At 45.2% G+C, this 13,901-nt stretch carries 15 protein-coding genes; 2 read left to right on the top strand and 13 right to left on the bottom strand.

The annotated features are described in order from the left end of the window. Window positions 1–209: 209 nt before the first annotated feature. The 13 genes from DW819_RS10305 to DW819_RS10250 form a co-directional block, all read right to left on the bottom strand. Window positions 210–563 (bottom strand): HNH endonuclease signature motif containing protein, encoded by a 354-nt coding sequence (locus DW819_RS10305; protein WP_055180055.1) that lies wholly within the window; start codon window positions 561–563, stop codon window positions 210–212. Window positions 564–721: 158 nt separating this feature from the next. Beyond that, window positions 722–2,125 carry a hypothetical protein gene (locus tag DW819_RS10300; protein WP_118733207.1) on the bottom strand — a complete coding sequence of 468 codons (1,404 nt, stop codon included), beginning with the start codon at window positions 2,123–2,125 and terminating at the stop codon, window positions 722–724. An 88-nt stretch (window positions 2,126–2,213) separates the two neighbouring features. Next, window positions 2,214–2,570 (bottom strand): type II toxin-antitoxin system PemK/MazF family toxin, encoded by a 357-nt coding sequence (locus DW819_RS10295; RefSeq protein ID WP_118733206.1) that lies wholly within the window; start codon window positions 2,568–2,570, stop codon window positions 2,214–2,216. Window positions 2,571–2,579: 9 nt separating this feature from the next. Then, on the bottom strand, window positions 2,580–3,065 hold the full coding sequence (locus tag DW819_RS10290; protein ID WP_243025788.1) for a hypothetical protein: 486 nt from the start codon (window positions 3,063–3,065) through the stop codon (window positions 2,580–2,582). Then, the gene (locus DW819_RS10285) at window positions 3,034–4,407 is read right to left on the bottom strand and encodes a DEAD/DEAH box helicase (protein WP_118733205.1); all 1,374 of its coding nucleotides are present in this window, start codon (window positions 4,405–4,407) and stop codon (window positions 3,034–3,036) included. Before DW819_RS10285 ends, DW819_RS10290 begins: the two co-directional genes overlap by 32 nt. Continuing rightward, entirely contained in the window at window positions 4,388–4,669 is a 282-nt protein-coding gene (locus tag DW819_RS10280) for a VRR-NUC domain-containing protein (protein WP_055180048.1), read from the bottom strand. The genes DW819_RS10285 and DW819_RS10280 overlap by 20 nt, the downstream gene beginning before the upstream one ends. 217 nt (window positions 4,670–4,886) lie before the next feature. After that, window positions 4,887–7,271 (bottom strand): virulence-associated E family protein, encoded by a 2,385-nt coding sequence (locus DW819_RS10275; protein ID WP_207665307.1) that lies wholly within the window; start codon window positions 7,269–7,271, stop codon window positions 4,887–4,889. Beyond that, window positions 7,228–7,374 carry a hypothetical protein gene (locus DW819_RS15705; RefSeq protein ID WP_021943365.1) on the bottom strand — a complete coding sequence of 49 codons (147 nt, stop codon included), beginning with the start codon at window positions 7,372–7,374 and terminating at the stop codon, window positions 7,228–7,230. Before DW819_RS15705 ends, DW819_RS10275 begins: the two co-directional genes overlap by 44 nt. Before the next feature lie 9 nt (window positions 7,375–7,383). Next, complete coding sequence (locus tag DW819_RS10270) at window positions 7,384–9,318, bottom strand: DNA polymerase (protein ID WP_055272577.1); 1,935 nt, start codon at window positions 9,316–9,318, stop codon at window positions 7,384–7,386. 216 nt (window positions 9,319–9,534) lie between these two features. Further along, window positions 9,535–10,077 carry a DUF2815 family protein gene (locus tag DW819_RS10265; RefSeq protein WP_118733203.1) on the bottom strand — a complete coding sequence of 181 codons (543 nt, stop codon included), beginning with the start codon at window positions 10,075–10,077 and terminating at the stop codon, window positions 9,535–9,537. Window positions 10,078–10,080: 3 nt separating this feature from the next. Further along, on the bottom strand, window positions 10,081–11,208 hold the full coding sequence (locus DW819_RS10260) for a DUF2800 domain-containing protein (protein ID WP_118733202.1): 1,128 nt from the start codon (window positions 11,206–11,208) through the stop codon (window positions 10,081–10,083). Then, on the bottom strand, window positions 11,208–11,549 hold the full coding sequence (locus tag DW819_RS10255; protein ID WP_118733201.1) for a hypothetical protein: 342 nt from the start codon (window positions 11,547–11,549) through the stop codon (window positions 11,208–11,210). Before DW819_RS10255 ends, DW819_RS10260 begins: the two co-directional genes overlap by 1 nt. Before the next feature lie 140 nt (window positions 11,550–11,689). Next, on the bottom strand, window positions 11,690–11,932 hold the full coding sequence (locus DW819_RS10250; protein WP_118733200.1) for a helix-turn-helix transcriptional regulator: 243 nt from the start codon (window positions 11,930–11,932) through the stop codon (window positions 11,690–11,692). A gap of 171 nt (window positions 11,933–12,103) precedes the next feature. Between DW819_RS10250 and DW819_RS10245 the strand changes: the two genes are divergently transcribed. Together DW819_RS10245 and DW819_RS10240 are read left to right on the top strand one after the other, a co-directional pair. Continuing rightward, window positions 12,104–12,457, top strand: coding sequence for a helix-turn-helix transcriptional regulator (locus tag DW819_RS10245; protein ID WP_118733199.1), 354 nt, complete (start codon window positions 12,104–12,106; stop codon window positions 12,455–12,457). Further along, the gene (locus DW819_RS10240; RefSeq protein WP_118733198.1) at window positions 12,457–13,845 is read left to right on the top strand and encodes an ImmA/IrrE family metallo-endopeptidase; all 1,389 of its coding nucleotides are present in this window, start codon (window positions 12,457–12,459) and stop codon (window positions 13,843–13,845) included. Before DW819_RS10245 ends, DW819_RS10240 begins: the two co-directional genes overlap by 1 nt. Window positions 13,846–13,901: the final 56 nt, after the last annotated feature.

The raw sequence follows: 13,901 nt of genomic DNA, 5'->3' as shown, positions 1-13,901 counted from the left end.
CACTGTTTTCCAGCCTTAAATAATGCTTTTTTCCTGATTTTCCGGCAAAAGGAAATACCCCTTTTTGCCGTGTTTTAAGTACATTCTGCGAAAATTACCATACCCTTTTTATATCCCCCCTGTTTAGTTCTGCGAAAATTCACGCAAAGGGGGCCATCGGTCTTCAGCGGTTCACTCCGTAGAGATTTTGATACCCCCACGGTCTGCCATCAGAACCGATACTCAGGATTGTTATCCTCGTTCCATGTCTTTTTATCATGACAAGGTTTGCATAAGCTCTGCCAGTTCTTCTCGTCCCAGAACAGAACGGGATCACCACGGTGTGGCTTCACATGGTCGACAACGGTTGCGGTCACTGCCCTGCCTTCCTTCATGCACTGCACGCACAAAGGATGTGCTTTTAAGTACCTCGCCCTTGCCTTCTGCCACCGCCTATTGTAACCACGCTTACTGCTGCTCGCCCTGTCACCACGGTGCAGTGCTTCATGCTCCTCACAGTACAGACCGTCTGTCAGCTTCGGACATCCGGGATGTCTGCACGGTTTCTTTGGTTTCATCGGCATCTGCCATTCCTCCCTTCTATGTACACGGGCGGTGTGAAAGGATTGGAAAGACACCGCCTCCGGGCATAAAGAAAAGGAGCATTTCTGCTCCCTTCGATTTTTGCCATCTTAATCATAGCACCTGTAAAATAAAAAGTCAGTACACCTTTAGTGCACCTCTAGTACACCATCTGTTCACCATGCTTCTCGTTCTCAACGAAATACCGATATCCGTGCTGTTTCAAAATATTTCTAAGCATCTTTTCTAAACGATCAATATCATTAGATGCCGTATATTTAATGCACTCTAAGCTGATTCCATGCTGCTGACAATATTTCTTCTTTTTATCATCGTATTTTAGCTGACGCTCAAACCTGTCATTTATACTTTTATTGTCCGAACAATCGTCTGTTACGTATGTACCGAACTCATCATAATATCCTTTTTTATAATGGTGTGGTCCCTGTAATTCTATTGCCAGATCAAATATTGCTTTCCCAGTTTCGTCTACTGATTTTGACAATATGAAATCAAACCGAAGATTCTTTCCGGAATCTCCAACCAAGCCATCAAAGGATTTTTCCCGGATATAAGTAATTCCCAGTTGATCTAATATATCCATTGTTTTTGCTTCAAAAGATGAAACACCGTGACAGCTACAGCTTTTTTCCAGATAATACCCTCGTTCCTCATCATATGATATCTTCATGCTGGATGAAAGTATCTTCTCTTCCTTTCCACAAATCTGGCACACGCAGGCATATTCTTTTGCAATTGTTACTACTGGTTTTCCATATTCCGGCTTATCTAAAGACAGATGCTGCATATCTGTACACTCTTTTATAAAATAACTGTCCCAGTATTGATTGGAAAAATTTCTTTTATATGACGGATCATAATGAACAACTGCCTCAAAATCATCATATTGATGTTCTTCTTCGTAGCGTTCCTGCTCCCGTCTTCTTCTCTCTTTATCGGCTTCATCCTGTTTTTTATCATATTGGAATGACAGCCTATAACTCTTCTTCTCTGTTTCCATTTCCATCTTTGAAAAAGCATTCATTTCCTGATGATACTTTTCATTGTATGGTTTTTTACACTCAATGCTGCTCTCTAAATCACTATATTGATCCAGAATATTTTGTAAATATGAAATCATAGGTGACAGTGATTTTTTTCTATACCACTGCGCCCAGCGATTTGCAAATTTAATTGCATCGTCATTTTCCAGATTTTTTATAAAACGATGCTTTGGTGCAGTCATATCTGCTACCATAGCCTCTATTCTTTCCCGTCCATATTTTTTTACAAGCTGTTCCTTATCGTTATAAGAATATTTTCTATTCAATTCAGGGATCTGATTTGGAAATGATAATCCATCTGGGACTAAATAATCGCTTCCGTGATTTCTCTCATAATGATATTTTTTCTTACAACTTTCACAGAAAATCTCAACAGCCGTGTCATTCTCTTTTTCCTGTCCCCAGTCATTTGACAGATGTATCCTGTAAAATTGTAAGTAACCCCGACCACAAACGCATTTTGCACGATAAGGTTCTCTATAATCTTCTTCATAGGACATAAAATATCACACCTTCCCAATTTCACACATTAAAAGCATATTAAGATTTTACCATAGTGCAAACAAAAAAGACAGCCGTCTGACTGCCTTAATTGTACTCTGCATATGCACCTATCTGTATCTGAAGTGCCACGGTGATCTGTTCCATGACCATGTCATCCAGCACTTCCCCGATTCTGTCACCAAGCCTTGTCTTATCAAGTGCTTCCACCTGTTCCGCCAGAGCCATGCTCGGCTTATTCAGACCGCTGCCTTTGGGAATCTGCACATGGGTCGGAAGATACTTTTTCTTCCACACCCTTGCAGAAAGCGGAACGACCGTAACAACAGGGGAATGCTTATTTGCCTTATTGTTGCTTACCACCAGTGCCGGACGGACACCGCCTTGCTTGCTTCCATCTTTTTCTCCAAAATCCACATAATAAATATCTCCACGCTTACACATAAAAACCTCCTATCCGAGGACAAAGGCTTCCACCTGTCTGTCCCTCAGTTCATACTGTTTATCAAGTTCCTTCAATGCTGCTTTTCTGTACTTTGCTATCATCGTATGGCTCACATGGTATCTGTCCATCATGATGTCCCATGTCATGTCCTCATCCAGAAGATCCGTGATAATGCTTCTATGTCTTTCATCCAGTCCGTTCACTGCATGCTCGAAAAAATCTAGTTCTTCCTTCAGGAACATATATCTGTGGAAAAGGAATTCATACCACTCGTCATTCTCCCTTTCGATTGCTGTCCTGTACTTGATTGCTATGTTTGCCGTCTTATCGGAAAGAGTGCTGGTCTGCACCCTTTCCCCTTCCGGATGGGAATAGAGCATGGAATCGATCATGTCCTGTTCGCTCACTCCCTGAAACTGACGGAGCTGGAACCCAGTCACGGTCAGTTCCTTTTTCATGTTCTTATATTCCTTCATCATTACTTCTGCCGTCATCCGCCATACCTCCAATCCTTGCCTTTACCGCTTCTATCATTGCATTCTGTGTATTGTCCTTCCTCTCGATTGCATGAAGGATATCCTCATCGACCGTCCCATCCGTTACCAGATGCTCTATGACAACCGTGTGTTTCTGCCCCTGTCTGTAAAGTCTGGCATTAAGCTGCTGATACAGTTCAAGGGACCATGTAAGGGAAAACCATACGATTGTCGATCCGCCCTCCTGAAGATTCAGTCCGTGTCCTGCCGATGCCGGATGGATCAGTGCAATAGGGATCTTTCCGGAATTCCAGTCATCAATGTCTTTCTTTGTATTGATATCCCTTGCCGGAAATCTCTTTAATATCCTCTCCCTGTCATGCTTGAACCAGTATGCAACCAGAAGCGGTTTCCCGTTTGCCGATTCGATCAGGTCTTCCAGAGCATCCAGTTTTCTGTCATGGATATTTCTGACATTACCGGATTCATCATAGACAGCACCGTTTGCCATCTGCTGGAGCTTGTTGGAAAGTGCTGCTGCGTTTACCGCATCGATGTCCTGTCCTTCTCCGTATTCAAGGATCATCTCATCTGCCATCCTGTCATAAAGAGCCTGTTCTGATTCTGACATGGTAACGGATACACGGTTGCTTACACGCTCCGGCATATCAAGATAATCAACAGCCTTCATGGAAATGCTGATATCAGAGATCAGCTCATATATTTTTTCTTCAGCGCCTTCCCTCGGCTTGTAGGAAAAGATGATCTCACGGTTACGCTTATCCGGAACAAAGAACCTGTCACGGTATCCACCGATGAATCTCCCAAGCCTCTGCCCCATATCAAGAATCCCTATCTCCGCCCACAGGTCCATAAGATTTCCCGGTGTTCCGGTAAGTCCGACCACCCGCTTTGCCATCGGCCTTACTTTTTTCAGGTCTTTGAACCTCTGTGCCTTTGGGGACTTGAAGCTCGACAGCTCATCGATGATGACCATGTCAAAATCAAAAAACATATTTTTTGTCATCCACGAAACATTGTCCCTTCCGATGATGGTCACATCTGCTCCTGACAGAAGTGCTTCTTTTCTCTGTGCTGCAGTTCCCATTGCCACTGCAGATGTCATACCGTAAAGATGCTCCCACTTTTTTATCTCTGCCGGCCATGTGGTCTCAGCCACACGTTTTGGTGCAATCACCAACACCCGCCTTACTTCAAAATAATCAAACAGCAGAAGCCACAGTGCCGTGAGCGTGATGACCGTTTTCCCAAGTCCCATGTCAAGGATCAGGCAGCTCACGGGATGTTCGATTATAAAATCTGTTGCATATTGCTGATAATCATGTGCTTTGTATTTCATCAAGGATACCTCCGATCTGTTCGATATTATCAACTACATAAACGGGAAATCCTAACCTCTCAAGCATCCTCTTTCTCTTCAGCTGAAGCGGTCTCGGCTTCTTCCCCGGTGCTTTCAGTTCCACAAATGCCATTTTCCCGTCCGGCATCAGGACGATGCGGTCAGGCACTCCATTCATACTGGGCGATACGAACTTTAACGCCATGCCTTTCCGCTTTTTAGCTTCTTCCCTCAAATGTCTCTCTACTGTACTTTCTAGCAAAACCAGATACCTCCTTTGCCGATTGCGGTTGCCATATGCCTTTAACTCCTATACGCGCATATATACATGAATTACTCTTTTTATCTTTATTTTTAATTCTCAACTGGATTTAATGGGAAACTGGGAAACTAAGAACCGCAACCCCTTATTTTCCAAGGTGTCAGCACGGTTTCCGACTACCGTTGCCCATCTGCATCTGGGAAACCTCGGAAACCGCCTAACGGGTTTCCTCTGGTTTCTCATCCATCCGCACAAAAGTCTTCTGCACTCCGTAAAGGGGGACTTTGGTCTTGCCCGTGGTATTGGAATCATACTTCTTCCATCCCCCGATCTTGTTTAAGATGCCTTCAATCTCATAGGAATCTGCCTTCTTTAAGTTCTGGCGCTCTTTGCCGAAGCACTCCACCCAGATCTCCATGATGCACACACGCTCACGCATGACCGTTCCTTTGACACCTACCGTCTCGAACTCTCCTCCGCCAAGGAATGCCCTTCTCTGGTAAATATCCATCGATGCCCAGTTGTCCGGCAGCAGTCTGTCAAGATAGTCCTGCACGATGCCCTCACGGTCATCCGACTCCATTGCCTCCTGCTGCATCTTATATGCTTCCTCTGCCTCCGCACCTTTTAAGAACAGCACCTCGCCTTCGTTATACAGATGGATTGCCTCTGCCCAGATCTGGTCGACACAGTCAAGCTCCCACGGATGGTGTTTTCCTGTCCCCGGCACATGCACGGGCCAGAATCTTCTGTTTCCTGTCACGTCACGTAAGAATCCGCCTTCAGAGTTGGTGCTTCCCACAATGATGCATTTTCTTGGGTGGGACTCTACATTGACTCCATATGCCTGACGGAATTTATCATCCTGACGGGTAACAAAGGACTTTACTACCTCGACTTCCGTCTTGCGGATACCGTTCATCTCACTGATCTCAAGTATCCAGTTTCCGAGCAGCTTCTCGGCAGCAGTCTTATCCCTCATATCCGAAATGGATAAGGAATCCGAGAACCACTGCTTTCCAAGGATGGCAAAGAAGGTGGATTTTCCCATTCCCTGCGGACCGTTCAATACGAGTATGGAATCGAACTTTACTCCCGGCTTATAGATACGTGCTACCGCAGCCACCAGTGTCTTGCGGATGACTGCCCTTGTATACGGTGAATCTTTTGCACCAAAATAGTCGATGAGCAGTGTATCGATACGCTCCTGTCCGTCCCAGTGAAGTGTTGCAAAATAATCCTTGATCGGATGATAAAGCCTGTCGGATGACACCACGGCAAGCAGTGCATCCTTAAACTTGGTCGGTGACCAGATCCCGTACACCCTCTCGAAATACACCTTTGCATTGGCAAGGTCGGAGTCATTCCATCCAGGCTTTACCTGTTTCCACGGAAGCGGACCGATGACATCAATGGTATCCTTGAACTCGTTATACACGATGTGTTTGAAATTCTCATCGTTGCGGATGATCAGTACAATGTTCTGCAGTGTATCTTTGATGTTTCCCCTGCGGTCGAGTGCCAGTTTATTCTGCCAGTCCTCATCCGGCTCTGCGGAAAATTCCTGTACTGCTAGCTCCTGTCTTTCTTTTGCAAGCGTGTTCTTTACTTCTTCATCTGCAGATACAAAATCCTGCATGGCTTTAAAGGACGGGAGTTTTCCCGGTTCTGTCCCTTCGGCTGCCCTTGCATCCTTATCACCGAATTTATGAAGCCTTACCACATCAAACGCATTCATCAGCTTTCCGCAGCACGGGTCTGTTGCATGGTGGCTGTATACGAACAGGTCATCATATACCACGACTCCGGCAGCCGAGTCCGCCGGGATATAATCGTATCTTCCGAGGATCGCCCTTGAATGCCTGTACACATCCGGGATGAATTTGTCGATTGCCTGTGTCACCGTGTATGTGCGGTTGAAGGCCCCAATCAGTCCGTCCTTGGAAAGCGGGTCAGCCTGTTTTTTGATATCCCTCTGCACAACGGATGCCTGACGGTTGCTCACCGGCCACGCTGATACATCATGCCAGTCCTTATAACGTGACAGCACTTCATCTGGATCAACTTCGTTCCCTTCGATTTCCTGAAACACATACTCACCGTCACTGGAAGTGCTCGGCCAGTACATGAGTCTTGATGGTTCATAGGTGGAATCATCAAAAAGCTCGATACCGATATCCGATGCAAGCATACGGCTGACTGCCCCGTACTCATCAGGTGTGACATTCCTTGTCAGGAATATGATGATACGAAGCCTAGGTTTCTCCGGCGTATGCTTATGTGTGGAATACACCACCATCTTCATGTCAAAGAACATTTCCAGTTCATCAATAATGCCCTGTGTTCCGTAATCCATATCAAGCGTGATAGCGGATCTGGAAATCACGCAGTCCTTCTTCCTGCGTCCGCCCTTCAGCTTTCCAAGCACGAACCCTCCTACATCCTTGATATTGTCCTGCTGCCCTTTCGGCATCTTCCTGTACTGTTCCATTGTTTCCGCAGTATATTTTGTCTTGGACAGACGGCTGACAAAATCTTCATATGTCATATCCGTGCAGTTAAACTTTTTGTCCATTCTTGAGTTTCCGATCGATACGAACATCCTTCTTTACCTCCTTCTTTTTACGTTTTTCCTGTTTCATGACCCGTCCGATTGCAATACCTGCGGTCGGATCCGGATACCCTTCCCTGTTGCATCCTCCCATAAGTTCCTCCTAATCTTTCTTGTAAAACGGACTTTCAAATCCGGCAGCCTTAAGTGGAAGCCCCTCACACCAGTCAGGGCATACCGCCATGATTTCATTGACTTCTTCCACCGAGGATGACCCCTCCGGCACTTCAAGCACCACTTCATCATGGATGTGGCACACGATATCAAACCCCTTCTTTTCCAGACGGAGCATTGCCTCTGCCAGTACATCCCTGGCGGTTGCCTGAACGATGTTCTCACAGAATTTTGCACCGTAAGATTCGATCCTTGTCCACTTGCGGTTCGTGCCGATTCCTTCATAGCTGACACTTTCCGAGCCGAAGCGGTTCACGGTCATCCTTGGTCTTACATAGGACAGAACCCTTCCGGACGGCAGTGCGATCTTTAACATCCCGGACTGGTAATATACCGTAACCATTCCGACCTTTGTCATCTTCCGCTCTTTCACGGCAGCCTTTACTGCGCCGTCGATCTCGTACCAGTAATTCACGATGTGCGGATTGGCAGTCCGCCATGACTGCACCAGCCCTTTCAGTTCCTCTTCTTCCACAAAATTTAATGCTCCCATGCTGATGAGTGCACCTTCCGCACCACCATACTGACAGGCAAGTGATGCCACCTTTCCCCTTGCACGGTACGGGCTTCCCTTTGTGATCTCTTCGATTGGGATATGGAACATCTTGGATGCCGTCTGTTCATAGATCTTTCCGGCACCACGGAACTCCTCCATGACCCATCCCTCTCCGGCAAGGTAGCCCATGACCCTCGCCTCGATCGCAGAAAAATCACTGACGATGAATCTGCATCCGGGTCTTGCCACGAATGCGGTACGGATCAGCTCAGAAAGCACATCCGGTGTGGAATCATACAAAAGCTCCACCAGGTCATATCTGCCTTCCTTTACAAGGGAGCGTGCCAGTTCCAGGTCTTCCATATGGTTCTGCGGAAGGTTATGGATCTGCACGAGTCTGCCGGCCCATCTGCCCGTGCGGTTGGCCCCGTAAAACTGTAATAATCCATGCACCCTCCCGTCAGGACATACCGAACGCTCCATTGCTTCGTACTTTTTTACGGATGTCTTTGACATGGCAAGTCTCAGCTTCATCATTTCTGCCACATCACCCTGTGTGTTCTCCACAAGTTCTTCCACGGCAGCCTTGGCAAGGGAATCCACCTCGATGCCCTTTTCATTCAGCCAGTCCTTGAGCTGCGATACGCTGTTCGGATTTTCCAGTCCTGATATCTCATATGCCTTCTTCGTTACCGTCTCCTTATACAGAAGGTCGCATGCCACAGCGTGTCCGATCAGCTCCTGATCCACCATGATACCCCTGTCATTGATCCTCTGGTCCATGCAGTAGAGTTTCTGCTCCCTGTCCGGTATCGGGAACTTCGCAAGTTTATTCCTGATCTGTTTTTCCACATCCACGTCACGGATGCAGTATGTCTTGAACAGTTCCCACTTCTCCGGTGCATCAGACGGAAGATTCCTTGTCCTGCCCCCGTTTGCCTTGGTAGGCTTGCACGGCATACAGAAATAGCGGATGAGGTCTTTGCCTTCCGACATCTTTTTCTTATCAAGGTTCAGTGCTTCCCCCACGCCTTCCAGTGACAGTGGAAGTGACAGCATGGATGCCTGTACAAGTGTGCATCTCCATCCTTCCGGTTTTAAGGAAAGACCGAAGAATCGGTTGATACAGTTCCGCTCGAATGCTGCATTATAAGCAGTCTTTATTACGGAATCATCCGTAAGATATTCCATGATTTCATCCGGTATCTTCTCCCCGGATGCCAGGTCAATGATCTGTGTCGGTTCGTCATTCAGACTGTATGCAAACAAAAGGATCTCGAACTGCTCCGATGCTGCATACCTGTGTACCCCGCAGTCCGGCAGTGACACATCTGAATAAGTTTCAATATCAATTGCAAGTGTGTCCATGCTTCTGTCCCTCCGCTCTTTTCTTTATTCTGCTGATCCCCGTTCTTGCTGCTTCCACGTTGCCGGACTTTATCTGTCCTTTGATGGTGCGGAACGTATTATATGGAATATATTTTTTTATGCTATTTAACTCTTTCATCAGTTCCTTCATGGCATCTCCTTTATGTATCCGGGCGGTGTATGCCACCGCCCTTCCTATGATCTGCTGCTTTGTTCCTATGCGAGGAAATCATCCTCTGCATCCACTGCCTCGAACTCATCCCTGGCATTTGCTCTGGAGCCGAGAGGCTCTCCATCCCTTAACTTCTGTACATTTCCGAGTCCGGCAGCAACACCCTTATTTCCGTTGCTGTTGTAAGCGTAAAATGTAATGGATACCCTTCCATAGCAGCCGGAATATACCTCGCTCTGGTCAAGGATCGGCTGTACCTGTCTGTCCACGATCTGAGGTGCCTGTTTACTGTTGGCATTCAGGAACATTCCGTTCTGGTACGCCTCGTCTTCAGGTCTGTCAATGTCACCGTCTCTGAGCGGTGTCTTCAGGTTCGCCGGGATCTTACCGCCCCACTTGCCTTTTCCTTCATCCTTTGCTACCTCGATTGCCTTCTTGATCTTGGCAATGGTCTCCTTATCATTCTTGTCGATGATGCAGGATACGGAATACTTCGGTTCGCTTCCGTTGATGGAATCCGGCTCCCACAGGTGTGCATAGCTAAGTCTGCATGGTACGATCACTTTTGTTAAATTTGCTGTTGTCATAGATTATTCCTCCTTAAAATCCGCTTCTGCGGTTGCTGTTTTAACTACTTCTCTTTTATCTGAATCCGGCACCAATGTGACCTTGCCGTCAGGCTTGTATACCAGTGAACCAATGATCTCATTAAATTTCTTTTTGCCCATCAGTCTTTCCATCTCGGTAATGCCGATCAGGCTCTTTTTGAAGATATCCGTGTATCCGGCTTTCTGTGCTGCCTCTGCCACATCCTCTTCATCCGTATATTTACGGTTGCTTCTTCCCAGGACCAGCTTATAGCCCGGCCATTCTTTATGGTTAACTACTGCTTCATTCTGAGCATAGGTGTAAACCTCCTCTGCCCATTTCTTCAGCGCATCTGCCTTGGAAAGGACTTCTGCAATTTCCTCATCCGACATAAGGGCCGGCTCGGCAAATTCCATCTGGGCAAGTTTTAAATATTCCTCTGCCCTTGCACGGCACGTAAATCTTGCCTTACAGAATCGGCAGTGGTCTCCGGCTTTAAATTCTCCCTCTCCTGCAAGAGCCTTTGCTGCCCCCGGTTCAAGAACATCCTTTCCCCACGCAAGCAACTCCCCGGCTGATATCTCCCAGGTGGAGAAATGCTCGATCCTCGGCTGGACAATGGTAAGCTCCACCGTGTCGATCTCATATAAGAAACCGAGCATGTCCAACACTCCCAGTCCGTAGATCATAAGTTGGACATTCTGTTCTGCATCGACCACCACACCCTTGCCGAGCTTCAGATCGATAATATGGATCTTATGGGAATCGACCACCACCATATCTGCAGTACCGAAACATCCTTCGATCCTGTGTGCCAGGCTGACCTTCAGTTCCACTCCAATGAATGGTTCATCACAGTCCTTCCTTGCCTGTTCGATCTGGGTGATGTTATATTCCACGTAATCATCCACGGCTTCGAGCAGTTCATCCGAATAATAATCAGATACAGGTCTTTTGGTCCTTTTCTTCAGATACTTATTGATGAGGTACTCTGCCATCGCATGTCCGGCACTCCCTTCTGCTGCGAAGGGAGATTCTTCATCCGGGAACTGCTCCTCCAACAGTAATGATGGAGGGCATTCCAGACGTCTTTTACCGGACGATGGGGAGAACCTAGCGTGTCCGCCCATTAGAGCACCTGCGCTTTCTCATACAGTTCCGGCAGTTTCTCATCAGGAACGTCTGACAATTTCTGGAATCCGAACTGCTCGATCAGGTTCTTGACTTCCGATGTCTTTCCTGATCTGGACTTTTCCGCAAGGAAAACACGGACCGTCTTTCTATCCACTGTTTTCTCCTTCGGGACAGCTTTATCCTTCGGTGTATCTGCCACAGGAGTTTCCTTCTTTTCTGCCTTCTTCACAGGCTTCTCATCTTTCTTTGGTGTATCTTTCTGTGCTGCGACCATCTTTCTGATTCCTGCGGCAATCTGCTCGTAGCCCTCGGCTACCAATAATAATGCTTCGCTCATTTCAGTTACTCCTTTCTCATACATATCCTTTATTTTCTATTTAATTTCTTTTTTGCTTGTGGTAAACTAGTTAATGAAATCTGGGTGATTTACACAGCATCTGTTTTCCCGGCAGCATCTGTGTTTTTCATCCTTTTTTTTCACACTGTTCCATCAATGCTCTTGTGTTCCTTTAATGGAACATCTGAAACAAAAAAAATATCGTCAATCCTAATTTCTGGGAAGGATTTTTTGAATTTAGCTATAAATTCCTGTCCTACTGACGAATGCCCCGTCTTAATTCTCCATAATTGAGAACGGCTGATCCCTAATTTTTTTGCCATCTGTGTTTCGTTCATTTCTCCTTGTAGTTCGTATAATTTGTCGATATTTACACATAACATCAGGTTTTCCTCCTTTCATTTTTTGTGTTCCATCAATGGAACAGTTAAAGCATATCACAGGTGTTCCATCAAATCAACACTTTATTTATATTCTTCACAAAAGTGTTGCATGGGTGGAACATTCATGCTATACTAAGGGTACAAAAATATGATAAGAAGGAGGCTTTCGCAATGGATGAATCATTAGGAAAAGTTATCGCACAACGAAGAACTGAACTTGGCATTACTCAAAGAGAACTTGCCCGTGGTGTAAAAATTAGCAATTCTACTGTTTCACGAATTGAGCACGATGATAACATTACTCCTGACAATGAAACCCTGAGAGCCATCGCAGATTTTTTGAAACTCGATTATAATTATTTACTTGCTTTAAATAAACAAATTGATGATCAGCCAGAAATCAGAATGATTCAAAGAGCTGCAAAGAAAATGACATCTGAAGATTTAGACAAAATGATGCAGATTCTTAACCTCACATTCAGTGAGGCATTCAAAGACGCTGGTGGTGACAAGAAGGATGTCTAGTGATAAATTATTGTGCTAATTATAACAAAGCTGTACGAAAAGCTGTTGAGGTGCTTGAGGATTATGAAATTCCTCAAGCACCTGTTGATTTAGATCTGATTTTTGACGCCCTCTCCCGTGAAATTTCACTTTTTACATATGGAGAGTACATGAAACTTTCTGGATGGACCCGCCAAGAAGTTATTAATCATTTTGACAGCGAATTAGGCGTCTGCTGCTATAAACGAACAACAAATCAATATGTAATTTTATACAACGAGACAAAATCTGATCCATTTATTCATTTTACCCTTGCTCATGAACTTGGACACATTTTTCTCGATCATCATCAAGTAGCTGGAACTGAAATTTTAAATCGTTCTTTTCTTACACAGGAACAGTATGATGAATACGAAAAGGAGGCTAACTGTTTTGCCCGAAATCTCCTAAGTCCTGCTCCACTTGCATGGACGGTCATTGAAGAAGGCAAAAGCCGGAATCAAAATATAGACATACAAAACGCCTTTAATATAACGGAATCTGCCGCAAATGTTCGTATCAATTTTATCAGAAGGGATCTACGAGATTATACAACCCCCATGAAACAGCTGATCTGCAACATCTTTATCCGATATCGTAAAAGATGTTGCCGGTGCCGAAGCCTTGTTCCTATGGGCGCAAAATACTGCGTGATGTGTGGAAATAAAAGAATTGGGAAAAGTTTACGATACAATCCTCTTCCACCAGACATTGCAGCTGATAAAAATGGCTTTTTCTATGTATGTCCACGCTGTGGTAATCAAGATTTGGGCGAACATTCACGTTATTGTATGATATGCGGTTTACCTCTTTTCAATTATTGTTCCGGGCATGGACAGGATGGTAAAACGCACAAACGTCATTTAAACCGTTCATTCGCAAGATATTGTGAAGAATGCGGAGCAGAAACTTTCTACGGACACTTAGATATAAAAATAAGAATGGAGGATTCAGAAGTGAAATACACAGATGGTGTTGATTATAACGAAAATACATTAAGAGTAAATGTCTGCCCTGTATGCGGAAATGACGAATTTGGCAGCAATGCTGAATACTGCCGCATCTGTGGAACTAATTTATATAATAAATGTGAAGGTGAGGCGGATCAGGATATCAACGGAAATATTATATACCTGAATCAGCATGCTAACCCAAGCAATGCACGTTACTGTGAAATCTGTGGTAAACCAACATATTTTTCACAGCGAAAAATTCTTCCAACTTATCAAGTTTATCTCCAACGTCAGGAGGAAGAGGATGCTAGGTTTATGGCACTCGCATTGGAAGAAGAAGAAAATATTTCCTACGAAGCCGAACCCCCACAGGCATATATTGAAGATACCCCTCCCTTTTCCGACATTCCAGAGTGAGACCGTTTCAAGTTTTGTGTAAACGTTAAAAACTGATATAAGATTTGTGAATAGTT

This window comes from Clostridium sp. AM33-3 (assembly GCF_003480315.1).
Lineage (GTDB): Bacteria > Bacillota > Clostridia > Lachnospirales > Lachnospiraceae > Brotaphodocola.
The sequence above is the reverse complement of the archived record's forward strand: the minus strand, read 5'-3'. Positions and strand labels throughout refer to the sequence as shown.